Here is a 20206-nt window from a genome sequence, read left to right as displayed (position 1 = left end):
AATTCGAAAAATGAAAAAGTTTTATCTTTTTACCGTACTGTTTCTGTTTGCGTTCTTTGCGAATGCACAGGTAAAAGTACAGGGCGTACCCAGAAATGATATTCAGGGTACTGGCAGCAATCAGCTGAATACGACAGTAACCACCAATATCAGTTTTTCTGATATTCAGTATTGGGTGGGAAGCGGTACCAACGAAGCAGCTTTCGTGGTACAGTGGAATGACAGCAAAAATCCTGATGCTTTGGTATGGGGATTCAGATGGAACGGAAACGCTACCGGAGAAGACATGCTGAAAGCGATTGCACAGGCAGATCACAGATTTTTCACATTGCTTTATCCGGGGACACAGTTCGGAACTGCAATCGGAGGAATGGGCTTTGATTTGAACGGACAGAACAGCAATGCACTCTATAAAAGCGGGAATGTAACTTATCCTTATTACCCTGTCAATGGTATCGTAAATACAGCTGCTTATGATTTTGATGATTATACGGCAGCCGATGCTTCAGATCATTGGGGATCAGGATGGTACAACAGCTACTGGTCATATTGGGTAAAAGATCCTACAGATGCCGATTTCGGATATTCAGGAGTAGGTGCTACTTCCCGTGTCCTTCAGAATGGGTCATATGATGTTTGGAATTTTAACCCGGGAATGGCTTCTTTCCCTATTTCATCAACGATGACGCCAGTATCTCCTTATGTGGCATCAACCAATTTTACGAATGGATATTTTATTGTGAATGAAGAATGGTTCGGGCATACCAATGGTTCTGTGAACTTCATTGACAGTAACGGACAGATCAATTACCGTGTGTACAGCAATGCTAATAATAACCAGGCCTTTGGTGCTACAACGCAATATGGAACAATCTACGGAGATAAATTCTATTTTATTTCTAAGCAGGCTGCAGACGGTGGTGATACACAATATACGCCTGGAGGAAGGCTGGTCGTAGCGAATGCGCAAACGATGCAGAAAATCGCAGGATTTAATAATATCGGCGGAGGTGACGGAAGGTCATTCGTCGGAGTTAATGAGAATAAAGGATACATCGGAGCTTCGAACGGTATTTTTATATTTGATATCGCGAATATGCAGGTGGGAAGCCTGATCACTGGAACAGGCGGTGGCGGCCAGTATGCAGGACAGATCGGGAATATGGTCCGTTCTTCGAAATATGTATTTGCCGTGAAACAGTCTGCCGGAATTTTAGTAATTGACCCGGCAACGGATACGCTGGTGAGCACAATTCCGGGAGCTTTCCATTCTATTGTTCAGGCAAAAGACGGAAGTATCTGGGCCATTCAGGATCAGAAAGTAGTGAACATTAATACAACGACATTTGCAACGACTCCTTATAACATCCCGACGACTAAATATTTAGGATCCTGGGGAGCCTGGAATGCTGGAAGTTTTACAGCAAGCAGCAAACAAAATGTTTTATATTGGAATAATTCAGTAAACAGTTTCGTGTCAGGAGCACAGATCGTAAAATTTGATGTAACGACAAAAGTATTTAACGAAAACTTTGCTGCAATTCCTGGTCAGACAGGTACTTATAAGCAAATTCCTTACGGTGCCGCACTTCGTGTGAATCCTATAACGGATGAGTTGATCTTAAATACAACAGAAAGTGGCTTTGGTGCCCACTACCAGAAAAACTGGATCCATACTTATGATGCAACCGGAACCCTTACCAATACAAAAACGCTTAATGATTATTATTGGTTCCCTGCTGTAACCGTATTCCCGGATAATACACTTCCTACAGTAAGCAGTACGTTCCCTTCACAGGTTAGTGTGAACAGTGCATCTGTGATTGATCTGAAAACAATCGTTTCTGATGAGGATAACCTTTCATCAGCTATTGTAAAATCAATTAAATCCAATTCAAATCCGGCAGCTGTATCTGCAGTAATCAACGGAAATGATGAACTTGTTCTGACACCGATTGCTTCAGGAATTGCTGATATCAAGATCAGCTTTAATTCAAACGGAAAAGTGGTTGAGAAAACCCTTACCGTAAACAGTACAGTTTCTGTTTTAGCGACAGCAGAAGTGAAGAAAATTGAATTCAGCATCTATCCGAATCCGGTGACCGATATTCTTACCATCAAAACTCAGGAGAAAATTCTAACCGTTTCCGTTTATGATGCTTCCGGAAAAATAGTGAATACGCAGCTTAACAATGGCCAGATCAATGTAAGCATGCTTCCGAACGGAGTATATATTCTGAAAGCGGTAACTGATAAAGCAGTATACCAACAAAAATTGATCAAAAAATAGTTTTCACAGTCTATTTTATTTCAAGGAATCGGCGGCCCTTCGGGCCGCTGATTTTTTTTAACTTGTAATTAACTTCTAAAAAGTTTAAAAATGTTCAAAAAAAACTCCGGCAGGCTAAAAGCCTGCCGGAGTTTTAATAAGTCCTGTTACTTAGTTTGTAATTCTGATCTTACGGGTGTAAGTCTTTTTATCTTTTGCTTCCACGGTCAGGATGTAAACACCTTCCGGTTGTGGAGTAGACAGTTCAAAAGTATTTGATTTCAGGGTAGAACGGTGTACTTCTTTTCCTGAAGTATTTCTTAGAGTAACTTCAGCTCCTTCTAATGGAACAGTACCACCCAGCGTAATCTGTCCGGCTTTGCTGTAAGCCATGATCGTAGCAAGCGGATCCTGGTAAGCATAATATACTCTGAATCCACCACCAAGACTTAATACACCTCCGCTCAGTCTGATTTTAACGGCGTTGTATGAGCTGGCAGGAGTAAGTTCAATCGTTGCTCTGTTAGGAGTGTCTGCTAGCTTCAGTAAACTAGCCGTGATCATTTGGCTGTCATTATTAGACGTCGTTCCGCTGATCGTTTCTATATACACACCGCTTAACAGCTGAACTGTCAGAGGAATGTTATTGGTTCCGATACCGATTACTAATTTAGTGTTGATTCTCACATAAGGGAATCTTAGGGTCTGTTCAACGCCCCCCAATAAAACGGTACCCATGACCATGGTAGAGTAATTGTCTTCGTTGTCTCCCACGGCATTCAGAGGATTCTGTACGGCACATCCCAGACATACTCCATATACATTGGAATGCTGATCGTTTGCATAGATTCTGCTTTGTGCCTGTGAATTATTCGATTGGAATAAAAAGGCTAAAAATAAGGCGGCCTGAAAAAGGCGGCTTTTGGAAAGTAAAATAGATTTCATACTATAGAGATTTACGGTTAATGTTTTAACCAAATTTAAGCATAAAAGTATATGTATACAATATTATCTCTATAAAATGTGAAATATATAATGATTCCTTAACCTTGAGCATATTGCCCGTCAGAAAATAGTATGATCAAAATGGATAAAGGATGTTCTTTACAGCTTTTATTTTCAGCCTATTTTTTATGACCTTTAATATTGGGTAAGAAAGCTGTGATAATACCTATAAGAGGTAAAAATGCACAAATTCTGAATACATATTCGATTCCGGTATCATCTGCTACAGCTCCTAAAACTGCAGAACCAATTCCTCCCATTCCAAACATGAACCCGAAGAATAATCCCGCGACCAATCCAATTTTATTAGGCATAAGATCGGTAGCATACACCAATATGGCAGAAAATGCCGATGCGATAATTAACCCTATTAAAACAGCAAATACGATGGTCCATCCCAGAGAAAGGTAGGGAAGACAAAGGGTAAAAGGGGCTGCTCCCAGAATAGAAGCCCAAATAATTTTCTTTCTTCCGTATTTATCACCCAATTTTCCACCGAGAATAGTTCCTATAGCCACGGCTGCAAGAAACATGAATAAATACAGCTGGGAATCCTGTACGGAAATATGAAATTTATCAATCAGGAAGAACGTAAAATAGTTCGTCATGGATGCCAGATAGATGTATTTGGAAAATACCAAAGCCAACAGAATGGTAATAGAAAATAGGACCTTTTTGCGGGAAAGCTGTATCTCAATAATGTTATCAGGATGTTTCGCTGATTTCTTAAATGATAATCTTTCTGCATACCAATTTCCGATTCTCCATAATACGATGATTCCTATAAAAGCGGCAATCGCAAAAAGAGCGACATAGCCCTGTCCCAGAGGAAGTATAATTAATGCAACCAATAAAGGCCCGATAGCGCTTCCCGAATTTCCGCCTACCTGAAAGATCGATTGAGCCAGTCCTTTTTGTCCGCCGGATGCCAGTTGGGCAACTCTTGAAGCTTCAGGATGGAAAATAGATGATCCCATACCAATCAGTCCAACGGCAATCAGAATCACATAATATTGATGAGCAGCGGCCAGAAGTAATAAACCGGCCATTGAAAGTCCCATTCCTATGGCCAGAGATCTTGGATTGGGCTTTTTATCGGTGTAAATTCCAACAAACGGTTGTAAAATAGAAGCCGTAAGCTGAAAAACCAGCGTGATGATCCCGATCTGCGCAAATGATAAACTGAATTCGCCTTTCAGAATAGGATATAATGACGGAATAGTAGATTGGATCAGATCATTCAGCAAATGCGAAAAACTGATCATAAATAAAATAGGATAAACAATTTTAGTGGTATCAATGGTTTGTGTATGTACCTTTTCCATAATGTAATCTTTAATTCGTCAGGTCATCTGATGAATTTTGTTATAAATTTAATGTTTAGTATACTTTTTCAACAATCAGCTGGGCAATACGCGCAGCAGTGTCGGAATCTTTATTTTCAATAGCATTATAAAGATCAGTATGTATTTTTTGAGAAAGCTTAAAAGAGTCCGTATTGTTATTGTGACTGCTTTCAAAAGTTCTTAGGATATGTTTGCTTGCAATTCGGTAAATTTCTTTCAATAGGGTATTGCCACATGCTTCAGCAATAGATATATGGAAATTAATGTCTGCCTGATAGCACTCCAGTGCCTGGTTTTCTTCTGCAAACTGATCTCTGAGATCCAGATGCATTTTAATAGTCTCCAATTCCTTCTCACTTCTGTTAACAGCTGCTTTTGCCGCGATCTTTGAATCTAAGAGAGAACGAACCTCATACACTTCATTGAATTCAGCATTACTGATCTGATCTTCCAGTGATTCCTGGATATTCTTTGAAGTCACAAAGGTACCTACACCTTGCTGCACACTCAGAACCCCTTTTATCGATAAAATTTTTATAGCCTCACGGATGCTGGACCTGCCGACCCCATATATTTTCATCAATTCCGGTTCAATCGGAAGCTTATCCCCTACCGCATAGTCTTCATTCGTAATTCCCTGAATTAATCTTTCTGCGACTTCCTGAGCCAATGATTTTCTTTGAATTTGCATATACATCTTATCATCTGATGAATGCAAAGGTATGACTTTTTTAAAATATTTAAATACAATTTCCGAAAGGATTTTATTTACATTGAAAAAGAACGAAAAAATAAGTTGTATTCAGGGAGCTCATCAATAGAAAAAAGGCTATCTCGTTTAAGAGATAACCCCGGTAATTGCTATAGATAAGACTATTTTATTTTTTTAAATTCAATATTGACAAGATTAGATCCAGATAACATAAACTTCGTAACTCCATTATTCTGATCATATTTAAAATCAAGTTGTCCGAAATAATCCGTTGTGGAGTAGAAGCTTGTAGATGTTAACGGATATAGTTCAATATCACCATTTAAAGGATGCATTGCTATGAGCTTATTGTTTTCAATGACGAGCTGATAAGTTGTATTAAATTCCTCATTCCTGTAAAAACCGACCAGTTTGTTCAGAACCGTTTTATCAATTTTAGGCGGGTTCAGGGTCACCTTTTTTGCAGTGTACGTAAAATCGGCGATTCTAAGGACAACCGCACCGCTATTAAAGGTTAAACTTGCTGTAGGAATAGAAGTAATCTTAAATTTATTATCCCCAATGATCTGAAGCGGTTCCTTGCCTTTTCGATTATAGGTTCCTACATTAAGATCTTTCCCTTCCGCTGATATTTGAAGGAAATTTCCCGGACTGAATTCATAAACTCCTTCAAATTTTTTGAGTTCAGTTGGAGTATAGATTGTTTTTTGTGGCAGGGAAGGAAGCGTCTCTTGATCTTTGAGAAAGAAGTCTACCAATTGATAAACAATCTGTAAACCTTCAAAGCTCTGCTTATTGCCCAGCATTACTACAGAAAACTGTTGAGAAGGAACATGTAAAATATAGGCACGATAGCCCACTGTACCACCACCATGAAATACAAGGTCTAAACCTTTATACTTTTCAGTTTGCAGTCCCAATCCATATTCTATGGTCTTGCCGGTATTGAGGGCGGTATTCTTTTGCATTGTGTTATAAACCTCACGGCCTCCCTGCACCGGCTTCTGGAAATTGATGGCCCATTGACACAGATCATTCAGTGTTGTATAAATATTAGATGAGCCGTTCACCATTTGTGCGATAGGATATTTCAGAAAAGTGTTGCCCTTTGACCTGTAGGATTCAGCTACATTTGGAATGATTGTATCAGGATGATCTATTGCCATGGTGTTTTTCATATGCAAAGGGTTAAAAATAAATTCCCTTGCGATTTGATTAAAATCCTTTTTGTAAATCCTGTGGAGAATTTCAGCGAGCAGTGTGAACCCCGTGTTGTTATATTGGTAATTTTCCCCGGGAGGAAAGTTGATGCTTTTAATTCCCAGAATGGTTTGCACTCCTTCCTCATGAGTTACCTTAAATTCGTCCCCAAAACCCTGCAGTTTTTTTATTTCCGAAAAGTTGGGTAATCCATGGGTATGATTGGCTAACTGGCGGATCGTAATTTTATAAGGCAAATGTTTCAGTTCAGGCAGATAGGTTCTGATGTCATCATCCAGAGATAGTTTTCCTTCCTTTTCAGCCAAAAGAGTAATGAATGCAGTGAACTGCTTGGAAACGGAGGCTATATTAAAAGCCGTGGAATCTGTGATCGGAGTTTTGTTTTCCAGATTAGCCAGTCCGTAGGTTTTCTTATAGATTATTTTTCCGTCTTTTATAATGGCAATGGCCATACCCGGAGTATTTTCCTGTTGATAGATAGTCAGCAGAGAATCTGCTCTCCTGATCGGATCAGTTGGTTTGGATTGGGCGGAGCATAGTCCGGAACTTAATAAAGAAAAAAGGAACAATGCCCATTGGATTGATAGCTTCATTTGATTTAATTTTTAAATGATGAAGCAAATCTGGAAATTTACCATGGGATAAACATCCGACTACCGGAACCCGGACTGATTTTGAATCATAAAAATTGTCCGACTTAAAATCGGACACAGTTAAACTATTGATTTTCTGTAATCTGTAGGGGTTAAGTTGGTTTCCTTTTTAAACGCAGTATAGAATGAAGATTTTGAGTTGAACCCCACTTCGTACAATACTTCCAGTACGGTTAACTGCGATTGCTCCTTGAGGAGAGTTTTGGCATCATTAATTCGGAACTCATTGATAAAATCAAAAAAATGTTTCCCGGTATGTTGATTGATCAGCAGGGATAATTGCTTTTCGGGTAAACTAATCTGTTCAGCTAATTTCTGCAATGTCAGTTTGTCATCTAAATAAGGCCTTTCAGTTTCCATGAATTTCAGAAGGCTTTTCAATTGCTCCGGTTCTTCCTTTACTTTATTTTCCGGTTGTACAGGAACCAGATCTTTATTGATCCCGGCAAAAAGATTAGGACGGTATAAAGCATTCAGTACAAACCAGGTGATCACAAATAAGACAAACACAGAGGTGAAAGTGAATAAATAGTTATAAACAGGACTATTGTTCTCTACGAATCCTCTGATCAGAACGAAGAGGTTTCCAATCAGAAAAAGAATAGTGGTTTGCATCAGCCATTTATAGGTAAGATGATGATTACTGGAATAATTTTCCTGATATAGTTTTCTGAAATTCCGCAACACCAGAAATACAGCAATGATGTAATAGTAATATTGAATGATAGAGATCACATCAAATATCTTATAACCCTTTTCTGAAATTCCAGTTATGCTGAAGAAGCAAAAAACGAATAAAAACGGGAGTCCATGGAGAAGGTGTTTTTTATGAAGCTTGAAATTATAATAGCAGGCTGAGTTGACATATAAATAATACAGAGGCATCTGCAACAGAACGCTGGCCAGTTTTCCTCCTTTGATTATTTTGGAGTCTGGAGGGGATAGGAAAAGACCGGAAAAATCTATCACAGATACCAGGAGAAAAGCAGCAAATAAATAATCAGGTAATTTTCTTTCGGATTTTGCGGTAATCAGAAAAACACTTAACAGTAAAAACAAAAAAACAATAATCTTACCTAGGTCGTTAATGAATGCCATGTTTTTATTTTGAATACTACAAAACTACAAATTATAGTTTCTCTTCTGAGAATTAATATGCAGATCAATGGCTCTAGCCCATTTTTAAACCCGATATGCTCTATATTGATGAATCCAGTTTCCTGAAATGATGATTGAAGTTGAAAACAAGCCGAAATTTAAAAAAATATAATAGGTTTTGGAAGAGACTACATAAGAAAGATTGTAGAAAATCCGAAGTATAATCCACAAAAAAACTCTGATAAAATTACCAGAGTTTTTTGTTGTTAAGTAGCCCGTAGGGGAATCGAACCCCTCTTACCAGAATGAAAATCTGAGGTCCTAACCGATAGACGAACGGGCCATCTACCAAACTGTAAATAAAATACCTACAGGGTTAGTTTTTTGTTTTTATAAGTTTCAACTCTTAGTATAACCACCCGGTTAGTAGTGATTAAGTTTTGTAGCCCGTAGGGGAATCGAACCCCTCTTACCAGAATGAAAATCTGAGGTCCTAACCGATAGACGAACGGGCCAACTATGCTGTTACGCTAATTTATTAACGTGCTTTGCCAATTTGCTTTTTAAGTTAGCAGCTTTGTTCTTATGGATGATATTTTTCTTAGCTAATCTATCCAACAAAGCGATAACTTTTGGAAGTTGCTCAGTAGCTGCAGCTTTATCTTCCTCATTTCTCAAAACTTTGATTGCTGTTCTAGCAGTTTTGTGGTAGTATCTGTTACGAACTTTTCTAACTTCGTTTTGTCTAATTCTCTTTAATGCTGATTTATGATTTGCCATATCGTTCAAATGTGAGTGCAAAACTATAAACTTTTTTTTAATCTGCCAAATTTATTTTTAAAATTTTTTAATTTTCTTCTGACAGGTATTTTCTGAGTTTATCTATTGCTTGTTCTATTTTTAAATTCTCTTGTTCTCGTTCTATTTTCTTGATTGTGCTACTTAACATAATCATTGCGTTGTTCCATTCTCCAGTCGTGTTGGTGAAGGTAAGTCCATCAATTGTTACTTCAAAGGCGACCCTTTCTCCAGTCCGGTAAAGTCTGAAACTTATTTTATCATCCCTGCCTGTAATCCCGTCTTCATTGATTTGTAAATCGTAACTTTTTGGGTTAGAGTGGATTTTCTTAAAAAGAAGTTTTGCTTCTTGTATTTTTAAATCCGGCATGATATCAAATTTGGTAGCCTATAGGAGAATCGAACTCCTGTTGCAAGGATGAAAACCTTGAGTCCTAACCACTAGACGAATAGGCCAAATTTTGAGGTTGCAAAAGTAATGATTAACTTTTTAACTTCAAAATTATTTTTCAAATTATTTAAAAACTTTTTGAATAATCGTATTCTTGATTCCCTTGGTTTCAAGGTCTTTTTGGAGCTTTACGGCATCCTCCAAAGTGAATACTTTTCCATACGTATAATAGAAAACTCCGTTCTCTTTGTTGCGTTCTACATCCTTCAGTGTCTGTAAGATAAATGAGTTTCCATTTAGCTTTTCGCCCGTATAAACCTCAATAGTATAGTAGCCTGAAAGCAGTTTTTGATTAGGCATAAATCCTACCGCATACGCATTTCTGAACCCTGCATCTTTGGCTGTTTTTAAATTGATGTCTTTTACCGAAGCCATGTTCGTTACACCGTAGTAATATTTGTACTGTCCGTTATCTTTAAGAGGAAGAATATAATTCAGACCTTTTAAAGCAGGATCTCCGTCGTTGTATTTCGTAGGTGAACTTAGCAGCAGAATTCTGAAATCATTTTTCAGAGGAGACTCAGCGGGTTTCTCAGGTTCAGGTTTTTTCACTGAAACTGATCCTCCTGTTTTTCGGTCAATCGCTTTTTTATAATCGATGATGGCGTTGTAGATACTTTCCGAAATTTCGGTCTGTCCCTTTTCGGATGCCAGATAGTGGCTTTCCTCAGGATGGTTGATGAATCCGGTTTCTATCAGTACGGAAGGCATGGCATTCATACGGAGAACGTGAAGGTTCTTCTGGAAAACACCCCTTGAAAATCTTTTATCTTTATTCACGAAATTATCTTCTACCAATCCGCCAAGCAGTAAACTGGACTCCAGATATTTATTTTGCTGCAGTTTCAGGGCGATAAGAGATTCTGGAGAGCTTGGGTTATAAGAACCGAAGGTCTGTCTGTCTTTTTCATCCAGAAAGATCACATCGTTTTCCCTTTTGGCTACTTCAAGGTTTTCATCGTTCTGATTCGGTCCTTGTACATAGGTTTCAGTTCCGTAAGCGGTAGGTCTCTGTGAAGAGTTACAGTGAATGGATACAAAAAGATCTGCTTTACTTCTGTTCGCCAGGTTGGTTCTGTCCGAAAGAGAAGGATATTCGTCAAATTTACGGGTGTATATTACTTTGAAATCTCTGTTTTTCTCCAACATTGCCCCAACTTTTAGGGTAACGGCAAGCGTAACATCTTTTTCTGCGACTCTTCCAATGTCTGCATAAGATCGGTTCGCTCCATGGTCACTTCCCCCATGCCCAGCATCTAAAACGATCGTAAACTTCTTTTGCGAAAATATTAAAGTGCTCGATAAAATAAGGAGAAATGATAAAATTATTTTAAAATTTTGGTTGTGCATCTTACAGTTTTAAAAATTATATTAATTTTGAGCCTTAATTATATAGAACAAAAATTGGCCAAAACCGTCCTCAAAAATATATTACAAATTTTAATTATCCTAATTTTTAACAATTTTTTAGCACAGAAAACACCTGAAAAATTGCCTAAAAATGTGGTTAATGATACTATTTCCAAAAAGGATACCATTGTTGTAAAAAAGGAATCTTTAGATGATATTCTCCGCACAAAAGCGGATGATCAGCGAAGAGACATCCCAAAGAAAATGACATTCCTCAATAAAAATGCCCAGGTAAAATACCAGGATATGCAGATTGATGCGGATTATATTTCTATCGACGATAATAAAAATCTCATCTATGCCCGTGGAAAACAGGATTCCCTGGGGAAGATTATTGAACCCGTAATCACTACTCAGGCGGGGAAAAAATATGAAACCAACGAGTTCAGCTACAATACCAAAACGAAACAGGCTATTGCATTCAATGCAAGAACCGAAGAAAACGAAGGGGTAATTACCGCACAGAAAACCAAAAAGTATAACGATTCTGTCTTCGCGATGAAGAATGCAGATTATACCACCGATGAATACTATATCAAGAAAAAAGATACGGCATCGGATTATTTTATGCGTGCCTCCAATATCAAGCTGATCAAGACTAAAAATAAATCACAGATCGTTACCGGGCCTATCCAGATGTATATCGAGAAGGTTCCTACCCCTCTGATTCTGCCGTTTGCCATCCTTCCGTTTTCAGACAAGAGGGCAGCCGGTATTCTGATTCCGAGTTTCGGGGAAAGGGAAGATGTAGGGTTTTTCCTCAACGGACTGGGGTATTATCAGCCGATAGGGGAACATTTTGATCTTAAAGTGCTTGCCGATATTTATACCAAAGGAAGCTGGAATATACGGCCACAGATGAACTATCTGAAGAAATACAGGTATTCCGGGACATTTACAGCAGATGTCGGAACGATGATACGTGGAATCAAAGGTCTGGATGATTATAACAAAAACAGTACGTACAGAATTGCATGGACACACACTCAGGATTCAAAATCAAATCCTTTTCTGACGTTCAGTGCCTCTGTGGATATCGTAAGTACAAAGTTTTACAACAATAACCTGAACAATAATTATATTTTCAATCAGAATGTCCTGAACACGCAACAGAATTCAGCGGTAACGGTAACCAAAAGATTCTTGAAACTGCCAATTACAATTACAGGATCTGCATCCTATGCTCAAAACTTTGCCACCGGACTGGCGGATCTTCGTCTTCCTCAGATGAACGTGGCGATCAATCAGTTTTATCTGTTTAAATCTAAAACAGGAGTAAGACAGGGACTTCTTGAAAATATTACAGTGAATACGGGTTTCAATCTGACCAACTATGTAAGCACCCAGGAAAATGAGCTTTTTACAAAGGCGATGTGGGATAAAATGCAGACAGGTCTTAAAAATAATATTGCTTTAGGAACCAATACAACGGTAGCGAAATATTTCACGTTCAGTTTAAGTGCGAATATTGATAACGCTTTAACGACGAAAACACTTAAGAGATATTATGATCCTATAAAAACGGTTGATGTGGACGAAGTTCAGAAGAACGTTGCAGGGTATTCTACATTCTCTACTTCAGCAAGTCTTCAGACCACGCTTTACGGAATGCTGAAATTTAAAAAAGGAGCTGCTGTAGAAGCGATAAGACACATGATGACACCGAGTCTTAGCTTTACGTATTCACCGGATTTCTCCAGTCCCGGTTTCGGATATTACAGAAATTATTACAATGCGGAGGGTGCTTTAACGCCTTATTCTATTTTTGATAAAGGAATTGTAGGAAGCCCGTCAAGTGGAGTAGTAGGAGCTTTAGGTTTCAATATCGGAAACAATATCGAAATGAAGGTGAAATCTAAAAGTGATTCTACGGGAGTGAAAAAAATAAAGATCTTCGAATCACTTAGCTTATCCGGAAACTATAATTTTGCCGCAAAAGATCACCCGTGGTCTGTATTCAGTATCAACGGGCAGTCCTCTTTCTTCAATAATAAACTAAGTGTGAACACCAGTCTTTCACTGGATCCTTATAGAATTGATTTTGCTCCGGGTGCTACGCAGGGAATAAGAACGGAAGAGTTCGGTCATTTCAGTGTACAGGGATTCAACGTACAGCTTTCTTATCCTTTGAGCAGCGAGATATTCGGAGAGAAAACAGATTATGCTAAAAAGTATCCTGCAAAAGGAGAAGTGAGGAATGAAAATTATTATTTTGATGATGATAATTATGCCCATTTCGATCAGGCCTGGACCTTAAATATCAATGCAAACTACGCTTATTCAAAAGGGACCTCCTTACTTGGAACCAAAATTGCTTCTGTAGGGCTGGACGGTAGTATTAAGCTGACTCCTTACTGGAATATCAACGGAAGTACGCATTTTGACCTTGTGACGAAAGATCTGGCCTATACCAGAATCGGATTCTCAAGAGATCAGCGAAGTTTTACGATCAACTTTAACTGGGTGCCTTTCGGACAGTATAAGGTATATGACTTCTTTATCGGGATCAAAGCCAATATCTTAAGTGATGCACTGAAGTACAAGGACAGAAGTTTTACACAGCCTAACGCACCTTTCTAATATCAGATTGACTATTGTAAATATAAATTTTATATTTGCAACCAAAATAAATTCAATGAAATCACGGTTAACGAATTGAGTGAGCAAACGAATACCGGAAATAGTGATTGCATATGACTTTTGAAAAAATAAATACCCATATATGAAACAAATAATCAACACAGTTAATGCACCTGCAGCAATAGGGCCTTATTCACAAGCTAATATGGCCAACGGAATTTTATATATTTCCGGACAGATTCCTGTAGATCCTGCAACTGGTAAATTGGTAGAGGGAATTGAGAAGGAAACACATCAGGTGATGAAAAACCTTGAGGCGATCCTTACTGAAGCTGGAATGACTTTCAAAAATGTAGTAAAAGCGACCATCTTCCTTAAGAGCATGGATGATTTTGCAGTTATGAATGATATCTATGCTTCATACCTTGATACAGACAGCTATCCGGCGCGTGAAACGGTACAGGTTTCTTGTCTGCCTAAGAATGTGGATATTGAAATTTCTATGATTGCACATCAGGATTAATGAATTTTATTAGAAATACAGTTGCGGTTCTTGTAGGCCTTGGTATAGCGGGGCTTATTATCACTCTTGGTATAAGAGTGTTTCCGCAATGGATCACTTTCGAAGCTTTTGCTCCTTTTGAGCACTGGCAGAGATTTCTTTACAGCATGAAGAACGATAATGCATTTTTCGGATTTCTGCTGTTTATTTCAGGGCTTGGATCTACGATCGGAGGAGTCGCTACTGCTCTTATCGTGAAGTACGCTAAAGTGGCTTATGCTATTCTTATCGGCTTTATTATGCTTTTCATTGCCATGCTGGATGTTATTATATTTCCGTACCATCCTACGTTTTATAAGATTTCTATTTTCCTTACATTTTTCCCGTTCTCGTGGATTGGAGGAAAGATTGTAGAAGTTATTTATGAGCGGAACAAGAAGAAGAGAATTGCTGAGAAAATGAACAAAACCAAATAAAAAACGCTGCAGATTCTGCAGCGTTTTTTGTTGATATGAATAGACCGTTGCCTTTATGGATTAAGGCATTCTGAATCCTTTGGTATAGATTCTTCCGTAGTCGTCCACAAACTTCACCTGTACATTACCTTGGTATTTATCCAGTACCTTTTCTACATCTTTCTGTGAATTCACCGGCTTGCCATTGATCTCGATGATGATATAATTATCTACGATTCCGATCTTCGCCATTTCGCTGCCTTCGCTTACGTTTTTAGCAACTACACCGCTGTTCAGTCCGTATTCTGTTTTGAATTTTTCAGTAAGCGGATCAAAGTCTGCTCCTATTTTTTCAGTCACGCTCAGATCAGCTTTTGTTCTGGTGGTAGTTCCTCCTTTCTGGTCTTTAAGGGTTACCGTAGTTGTACTTTCTTTACCATTTCTTGAGTAAGTTACCTGAACTTTATCTCCCGGACGTTTGCTTCCGATAGACATGGAAAGATCCGCGAAATCTGTAATATCGTACGTATCAATTTTAGTGATGATATCTCCTTTTTTCAGACCTGCATCTTCAGCACCACTGTTATCTCCAAATCCGGTCACATAAACTCCTGAACCTACTTTCAGAGTGGTTTTGAACTGCTTGTTGTAAGCCGTTACCTGCTGATCGCTGGAAAGGTCTAATGATGAAACCCCTAAAAATCCTCTCTGTACGATTCCGAATTTCTTGATATCCTCAACGATTTTTCTTGCCAGATTAGCCGGAACTGCAAATCCATATCCCTGATAGTATCCTGTAGTAGACTGGATCGCAGAGTTAATCCCGATCAGATCGCCATTAACGTTCACCAGCGCTCCTCCCGAGTTACCCGGGTTAATTGCGGCATCGGTCTGGATAAAGCTTTCAATTGGGTTGGTAGCCTTTCCCTGACCTCCTAAGATCCCGATTCCTCTTCCTTTAGCTGAAACAATACCTGCGGTTACTGTAGAATTTAATCCAAGCGGATTTCCTACGGCAAGTACCCATTGTCCAACCTCAATATTATCTGAATTGGCGAAATTTAAATAAGGAAGCCCTTTTTCTTCGATCTTAAGTAAAGAAATATCGGTGTTTGGGTCAGTTCCTACTAGTGTTGCGATATAAGATTTCTTGTTGCTTAGAACAACCTCCAGTTTATTCGCTCCTGCTACCACGTGGTTGTTGGAGATGATATATCCGTCCGGTGAAATGATCACCCCGGATCCCATTCCTGATGGCATGTTGTCCGGAGCCTGCTGCTTCTGTCTCTGCTGTCCTCTTCCTCCGAAAGGATCTCCGAAGAAAAAATCAAACAAATCCTGTTCTGAAGCTCTGCTCGTAGATCTGCTTTGATAATTTTTAATGGTTACTACAGCCGGAACGGTTGTTTTTGATGCTTTTACAAAATCATCGCCCACAGTTGCTGTGTTCATTCCTACGAATGAAGCGTTAGGGGCCGCAGCGGTGAAGTAAGACTGGTCAGCGTTACTGTTATGCTTACCGAAATATTGTAGTGTCCCAACGGTAGTAGCTCCTGAGACAACGCCCACTACTGCAAATGGTAATAGTTTTTTTAAAGTACTCTTCATTGTATATCTTTCTTTTTTATTTATTGATTTTTTTTGTTTTAACGTAAACAAATTTAATGCTAAATAAGTAAGCAATTAGCATGCTGTGTTTCAATTTTAACTAAAATTTAACGGCTATTATGTCATTTTATGTATTATGTCATAATTACGAATAATGTATTAACAAAACTTAAAAAAATATTAAAGCCAAAATGTGACATTTTGTAAGCTGAAGGAGGATAAAATGTCATGATTAAGATACGACAATTTATCTAAAAGTCTTTCATTTATCACCATTCGGTGACTCATTACCTGTTATTTCCTGATCATGACTCATATCAGGAAAAAGGGATTCAATTGAAAAATCATTATATTTGCAAAAATATTTTTCTCACTTAAAACGTTTATAGCATGCAACTGTATAACACCTTAAGCGCAGAAGAAAGAGCTCAACTTATTGATGAAGCTGGTAAGGAACGCCTTACGTTGTCTTTCTATGCGTATGCCAAAATTGAAGATCCCAAGAAATTTCGCGACGAATTATTTATAGCCTGGAACGCCCTTGATGCACTTGGCCGTATCTATGTAGCCCATGAAGGAATTAATGCTCAAATGAGTGTTCCCGCGGATCAGTTTGAGGCTTTTCGCGAGACGCTGGAAGTGTACGACTTTATGAAAGGCATCCGTTTAAATGTAGCGGTGGACCAGGATGATTATTCTTTTTTAAAACTGACCATCAAAGTCAGACATAAAATCGTTGCCGACGGTTTGAACGACGAATCTTTTGATGTGACCAATAAAGGAATTCACTTAAAGGCACAGGAATTTAATAATTTGCTCGAAGATCCCAATACGATTGTTGTGGATTTCAGAAATCACTACGAAAGTGAAGTGGGGCATTTCGAAGGAGCAATCACTCCTGATGTGGAAAACTTCAGAGAAAGTTTACCGATTATCAATGAGCAGCTTCAGGATTTTAAAGAAGATAAGAATCTATTGATGTACTGTACAGGCGGAATTCGTTGTGAAAAGGCCAGTGCTTACTTCAAACATCAGGGCTTCAAAAATGTGTACCAACTGGAAGGCGGAATTATTGAATATACCCGCCAGATCAAAGAAGAAGGGATAGAAAGCAAATTTATCGGAAAGAACTTTGTGTTTGATCACCGTTTAGGGGAGCGAATTACAGAAGATATTATTGCACAGTGTCATCAGTGCGGTAAACCTTGTGACAACCATACCAACTGTTCCAATGATGCCTGTCATTTATTGTTTATTCAGTGTGATGAGTGTAAAGAAGCCATGGAAAACTGTTGTTCTACGGAATGTCTGGATATCATTCATTTACCTTTGGAGGAACAGCTGAAATTAAGAAAAGGATTGCAGGTTGGAAATAAGGTGTTCAGAAAAGGAAAATCTGATGCTCTGAAATTTAAAAATTCAGGGGACTTACCAAGTAAACCTTTAGCAAAAGCTGAAACCAAAAATATCCGCCAGAAAATAGCCATTAAAAAAGTATTGGTTGGAAAGGCCGAACATTATTATACAAAATCGAAAATCGGACAGTTTTTAATTGAAAATAAAGAACTTTCAATAGGCGACAAAGTTTTGATTTCAGGACCTACAACCGGTGAGCAGGAACTTACCATTACGGAAATTTATGCAAATGGAGGTCCTTGTGAAACGGCTAAAAAAGGTGATCAGATCACTTTTGAAATTCCGTTCAGAGTCCGTTTGTCTGACAAATTGTATAAAATTATACAGCCCTCTGAAAACGTATAAAATGATTGAGTAATGCTAAAAGCTGAACTTAGAAAAAAATATATGCAGAAAAGAAAAGCCTTGTCAGTTGATGAGGCTTTCCTGTTATCTAAAGAAATATTAAACAATTTTCTTAATTATTTCAAGCCTGAAAAAGGGCAGAAGGTGCATGTATTTTTGCCGATCAAAAAGTTCAGTGAAATAGATACACAGCTATTTATTGATGCTTTTTTAGAAAAAGGGATCCGTGTTTTCGTGCCTAAAGTTGTAGCAGATGATCTTATCTCAGTAGAAATTACTGAAGATACGGCATTTGAAACCAGCATCTGGGGCATTTCCGAGCCTTTTTCCAATGAAGATTCCGGAGAACTTCATTTTGATTTTGTGATCACGCCCTTATTGTATTGCGACGATAAAGGAAATAGAGTAGGCTACGGAAAAGGCTTTTACGACGTATTTTTCCAAAGTATTTCTGCCGCATCCAAAAAGATTGGTGCTAACTATTTCAGTCCGGATGAATCTATTGACGATGTCTGGGAAAATGATATGCCCCTGAACTACTTAGTGACGCCTACTGAGGTACTGTCTTTCTTCAATGGGGCAGAATAGAAATCTAAGAAATAAAATTTAAATTCTTTTTTAATCATCGGGGTGGAAAGTAAAATGTATTGTGCATTTTTCTCAAAAGTTCCCAAAGATTTATTTTTTGCATCAAAATATTCCAGATTGAATTTAGCATAATCCAATGTATCCTTTTTATAGAATTCTTTGTAAACATTCAGGCTGTTTACTTTCACCGATTTTACTTTCAGACTGTCCAGTTCTCGTAAAAGCTTTTTAAACGTCAGAGAATCCGGTTTGTGGAAATAACTTTCCATCTGTGAAAAAATTACCGTATCGATTTCTGTATTTCTGTTGCCGGACAAATATAAAGTAGACAGGTCAAGAAGTTCCTGTACCTTTTGTTTTGTAATGGAATTAATGGCCTGCATGCTGTCCATCTGTACCGCCGGATAGCTTTTTACATTGGTGCTGTTTCTCAGCTTATCCAGATCGCTTACTTCAGTCTTTTTATTATTGCAGGAAACAAATGCTAAAAAAAGTACTGCGAAAATTAAAAACTTATTTATTCTCTTCATCTGTGGATGCAATTTTAAATTTAATAGATACTATTTTTCCTTTACTGTCTTTTTTCATCTCTATGACATTAAGGTTTTTCAGAGATGTGGTAGGGGTTGTGACCAGTGTAATGTATTTTTGCTTATCAAGCCTTTCTATACCGTATGTCTTGTTGTCGTATACCTGATAAATAATGGCGCTGTTGCTGATCAGATTTTCCAGTTGGTTTCTTTTCTGCTTGATCAGAGCGATCTGTTCCTCAGGATTTCCGCCTTTCACATCTTTAATGGAGAAATAATAGGCTGCCATTTTATAATCATCAGGTTTCAGCTCGATCATTTCCTCTTCAGGAGCATTTTCTAGATTACGGTTGACTTCCAGATACTCATAGAAGGGAGCACTGATCTGCATTTTTACATTTTTATCCTTGGTAGAATAATAAAAACATTCCCCAGGTTTGATTTTAAATAAAAGCGGAGATTCATTTTCCTTAATCACTCTTATTTCAAGAGTATTGATGACGGAAACGCCACGGTCCTTATCCGTAAAACAATATTTATAAGTTTTGGAAAAAATTTCGTCCTTGAAACCAAGAACTCCGGTAATGGTAATTAAGATAGAAGTAATAATAGCCCAGGCGTTCTTTTTAAAGAAATTCTTTTTAATTATTACAGGTTGTATTTCTGCATTATTTACCGGTGTTGTGTTTTGTGTAACAATTTGATTATCAGTGTTTGATTTTTGTAAATCAAGGTTTTCCTGTGGCAGATATTCGATTTTTTTGGATGAAATTTCAGTTTTCGGAAGATCAGGCGCTGCGGCAACCATTTTTTCTAATTCCTCGATTTCTTCCTCTTCAAGATCTTCGTTTTCAAGCAGTAATTCTCCTGCAAAAAGATGTTGTTTTTTGAAGTCATACCATGATTCGTATCCCGCATAGATACTCAATAAATTGAGCATATCAATTCTTGGTAATTTGGTAACCGGCGAAGTTTTGAAATAGGTGTAAAATGACTTTTCACTGATGTTGCCTTTGGCTTTTTTGCGAAGGTCTTCCTGGAAATATATAATATCTATCCCCTTCCATTTTGAAATATCATCATGGGAAGGGGTGGATCTTTTTAAATATTCGGTCTGAACGTCTTTTTTTAGCTGTTCAAAATGCAATAGATCTAAATCTGTCAATTTTTATAAAATAATTAAATTGTTGATTATCAGCTTTATTTATTTGTAAAACTA

17 protein-coding genes and 3 tRNA genes are annotated in these 20206 nt (G+C 38.0%); 6 read left to right on the top strand and 14 right to left on the bottom strand.

The window, feature by feature from the left end; genetic code table 11:
• Window positions 1–10: 10 nt before the first annotated feature.
• Window positions 11–2290 (top strand): DUF5074 domain-containing protein, encoded by a 2280-nt coding sequence (locus tag LC419_RS19365; RefSeq protein WP_223608879.1) that lies wholly within the window; start codon window positions 11–13, stop codon window positions 2288–2290.
• A 150-nt stretch (window positions 2291–2440) separates the two neighbouring features.
• Here LC419_RS19365 and LC419_RS19360 read toward each other — a convergent pair whose 3' ends face one another.
• From LC419_RS19360 to LC419_RS19310, 11 genes are all read right to left on the bottom strand, one after another.
• Entirely contained in the window at window positions 2441–3214 is a 774-nt protein-coding gene (locus LC419_RS19360) for a T9SS type A sorting domain-containing protein (protein WP_223608878.1), read from the bottom strand.
• Window positions 3215–3393: 179 nt separating this feature from the next.
• Window positions 3394–4599 (bottom strand): MFS transporter, encoded by a 1206-nt coding sequence (locus LC419_RS19355; protein WP_223608877.1) that lies wholly within the window; start codon window positions 4597–4599, stop codon window positions 3394–3396.
• A gap of 55 nt (window positions 4600–4654) precedes the next feature.
• Window positions 4655–5311 carry a FadR/GntR family transcriptional regulator gene (locus LC419_RS19350; protein ID WP_223608876.1) on the bottom strand — a complete coding sequence of 219 codons (657 nt, stop codon included), beginning with the start codon at window positions 5309–5311 and terminating at the stop codon, window positions 4655–4657.
• Between the two features lie 182 nt (window positions 5312–5493).
• Window positions 5494–7146 (bottom strand): serine hydrolase, encoded by a 1653-nt coding sequence (locus LC419_RS19345; protein WP_223608875.1) that lies wholly within the window; start codon window positions 7144–7146, stop codon window positions 5494–5496.
• A gap of 120 nt (window positions 7147–7266) precedes the next feature.
• Window positions 7267–8304, bottom strand: a complete 1038-nt coding sequence (locus LC419_RS19340) for an AraC family transcriptional regulator (RefSeq protein ID WP_223608874.1) — start codon at window positions 8302–8304, stop codon at window positions 7267–7269.
• A 271-nt stretch (window positions 8305–8575) separates the two neighbouring features.
• Window positions 8576–8647, bottom strand: a tRNA-Glu gene (locus tag LC419_RS19335).
• Window positions 8648–8747: 100 nt separating this feature from the next.
• Window positions 8748–8819, bottom strand: a tRNA-Glu gene (locus tag LC419_RS19330).
• A 10-nt stretch (window positions 8820–8829) separates the two neighbouring features.
• A complete protein-coding gene (gene rpsT / locus LC419_RS19325) occupies window positions 8830–9084 on the bottom strand; it encodes a 30S ribosomal protein S20 (RefSeq protein ID WP_034738887.1) in 255 nt (84 codons plus the stop codon).
• Between the two features lie 67 nt (window positions 9085–9151).
• Entirely contained in the window at window positions 9152–9472 is a 321-nt protein-coding gene (locus LC419_RS19320) for a hypothetical protein (RefSeq protein WP_047454243.1), read from the bottom strand.
• A gap of 11 nt (window positions 9473–9483) precedes the next feature.
• Window positions 9484–9558: transfer RNA gene (locus LC419_RS19315), tRNA-Glu, on the bottom strand.
• Window positions 9559–9616: 58 nt separating this feature from the next.
• The gene (locus tag LC419_RS19310; protein WP_223608873.1) at window positions 9617–10903 is read right to left on the bottom strand and encodes an N-acetylmuramoyl-L-alanine amidase; all 1287 of its coding nucleotides are present in this window, start codon (window positions 10901–10903) and stop codon (window positions 9617–9619) included.
• A gap of 27 nt (window positions 10904–10930) precedes the next feature.
• Here LC419_RS19310 and LC419_RS19305 point away from each other — a divergent pair, with 27 nt between their 5' ends.
• The 3 genes from LC419_RS19305 to LC419_RS19295 all read left to right on the top strand — a co-directional run bounded on the left by LC419_RS19305 (window position 10931) and on the right by LC419_RS19295 (window position 14521).
• Window positions 10931–13543 (top strand): putative LPS assembly protein LptD, encoded by a 2613-nt coding sequence (locus LC419_RS19305; RefSeq protein WP_223608872.1) that lies wholly within the window; start codon window positions 10931–10933, stop codon window positions 13541–13543.
• Window positions 13544–13685: 142 nt separating this feature from the next.
• The gene (locus tag LC419_RS19300; RefSeq protein ID WP_223608871.1) at window positions 13686–14066 is read left to right on the top strand and encodes a RidA family protein; all 381 of its coding nucleotides are present in this window, start codon (window positions 13686–13688) and stop codon (window positions 14064–14066) included.
• Window positions 14066–14521: a hypothetical protein gene (locus LC419_RS19295; RefSeq protein ID WP_223608870.1), complete on the top strand. Its 456-nt coding sequence runs from the start codon at window positions 14066–14068 to the stop codon at window positions 14519–14521. The genes LC419_RS19300 and LC419_RS19295 overlap by 1 nt, the downstream gene beginning before the upstream one ends.
• A 60-nt stretch (window positions 14522–14581) precedes the next feature.
• On the opposite strand, the gene LC419_RS19290 is transcribed toward LC419_RS19295, so the two are convergent.
• Window positions 14582–16108, bottom strand: a complete 1527-nt coding sequence (locus LC419_RS19290; protein ID WP_223608869.1) for a trypsin-like peptidase domain-containing protein — start codon at window positions 16106–16108, stop codon at window positions 14582–14584.
• 390 nt (window positions 16109–16498) lie between these two features.
• On the opposite strand from LC419_RS19290, the gene LC419_RS19285 reads away from it, so the two are divergent.
• Window positions 16499–17869: a rhodanese-related sulfurtransferase gene (locus LC419_RS19285; protein ID WP_223608868.1), complete on the top strand. Its 1371-nt coding sequence runs from the start codon at window positions 16499–16501 to the stop codon at window positions 17867–17869.
• A 12-nt stretch (window positions 17870–17881) separates the two neighbouring features.
• Complete coding sequence (locus tag LC419_RS19280; protein WP_223608867.1) at window positions 17882–18457, top strand: 5-formyltetrahydrofolate cyclo-ligase; 576 nt, start codon at window positions 17882–17884, stop codon at window positions 18455–18457.
• Here LC419_RS19280 and LC419_RS19275 read toward each other — a convergent pair.
• Complete coding sequence (locus LC419_RS19275; protein ID WP_223608866.1) at window positions 18406–18987, bottom strand: hypothetical protein; 582 nt, start codon at window positions 18985–18987, stop codon at window positions 18406–18408. The two genes, LC419_RS19280 and LC419_RS19275, sit on opposite strands and share 52 nt — an antisense overlap.
• Window positions 18971–20152, bottom strand: a complete 1182-nt coding sequence (locus LC419_RS19270) for a hypothetical protein (RefSeq protein WP_223608865.1) — start codon at window positions 20150–20152, stop codon at window positions 18971–18973. Before LC419_RS19270 ends, LC419_RS19275 begins: the two co-directional genes overlap by 17 nt.
• Window positions 20153–20206: the final 54 nt, after the last annotated feature.

Origin of the sequence: Chryseobacterium sp. OSA05B (assembly GCF_019970065.1) — a bacterium.
Classification (GTDB): Bacteria; Bacteroidota; Bacteroidia; order Flavobacteriales; family Weeksellaceae; genus Chryseobacterium.
This window is presented reverse-complemented; position numbering and strand designations above follow the sequence as displayed.

Bases quoted from the DNA above. Each gene is read 5' to 3' on its own strand.
- LC419_RS19350 (WP_223608876.1), bottom strand. From the start codon at position 5,311: ATGCAAATTCAAAGAAAATCATTGGCTCAGGAAGTCGCAGAAAGATTA.
- LC419_RS19320 (WP_047454243.1), bottom strand. From the start codon at position 9,472: ATGCCGGATTTAAAAATACAAGAAGCAAAACTTCTTTTTAAGAAAATC.
- LC419_RS19355 (WP_223608877.1), bottom strand. From the start codon at position 4,599: ATGGAAAAGGTACATACACAAACCATTGATACCACTAAAATTGTTTAT.
- LC419_RS19360 (WP_223608878.1), bottom strand. From the start codon at position 3,214: ATGAAATCTATTTTACTTTCCAAAAGCCGCCTTTTTCAGGCCGCCTTA.
- LC419_RS19310 (WP_223608873.1), bottom strand. From the start codon at position 10,903: ATGCACAACCAAAATTTTAAAATAATTTTATCATTTCTCCTTATTTTA.
- LC419_RS19295 (WP_223608870.1), top strand. From the start codon at position 14,066: ATGAATTTTATTAGAAATACAGTTGCGGTTCTTGTAGGCCTTGGTATA.
- LC419_RS19285 (WP_223608868.1), top strand. From the start codon at position 16,499: ATGCAACTGTATAACACCTTAAGCGCAGAAGAAAGAGCTCAACTTATT.
- LC419_RS19300 (WP_223608871.1), top strand. From the start codon at position 13,686: ATGAAACAAATAATCAACACAGTTAATGCACCTGCAGCAATAGGGCCT.
- LC419_RS19340 (WP_223608874.1), bottom strand. From the start codon at position 8,304: ATGGCATTCATTAACGACCTAGGTAAGATTATTGTTTTTTTGTTTTTA.
- LC419_RS19275 (WP_223608866.1), bottom strand. From the start codon at position 18,987: ATGAAGAGAATAAATAAGTTTTTAATTTTCGCAGTACTTTTTTTAGCA.
- LC419_RS19365 (WP_223608879.1), top strand. From the start codon at position 11: ATGAAAAAGTTTTATCTTTTTACCGTACTGTTTCTGTTTGCGTTCTTT.
- LC419_RS19345 (WP_223608875.1), bottom strand. From the start codon at position 7,146: ATGAAGCTATCAATCCAATGGGCATTGTTCCTTTTTTCTTTATTAAGT.
- LC419_RS19290 (WP_223608869.1), bottom strand. From the start codon at position 16,108: ATGAAGAGTACTTTAAAAAAACTATTACCATTTGCAGTAGTGGGCGTT.
- LC419_RS19280 (WP_223608867.1), top strand. From the start codon at position 17,882: ATGCTAAAAGCTGAACTTAGAAAAAAATATATGCAGAAAAGAAAAGCC.
- rpsT (WP_034738887.1), bottom strand. From the start codon at position 9,084: ATGGCAAATCATAAATCAGCATTAAAGAGAATTAGACAAAACGAAGTT.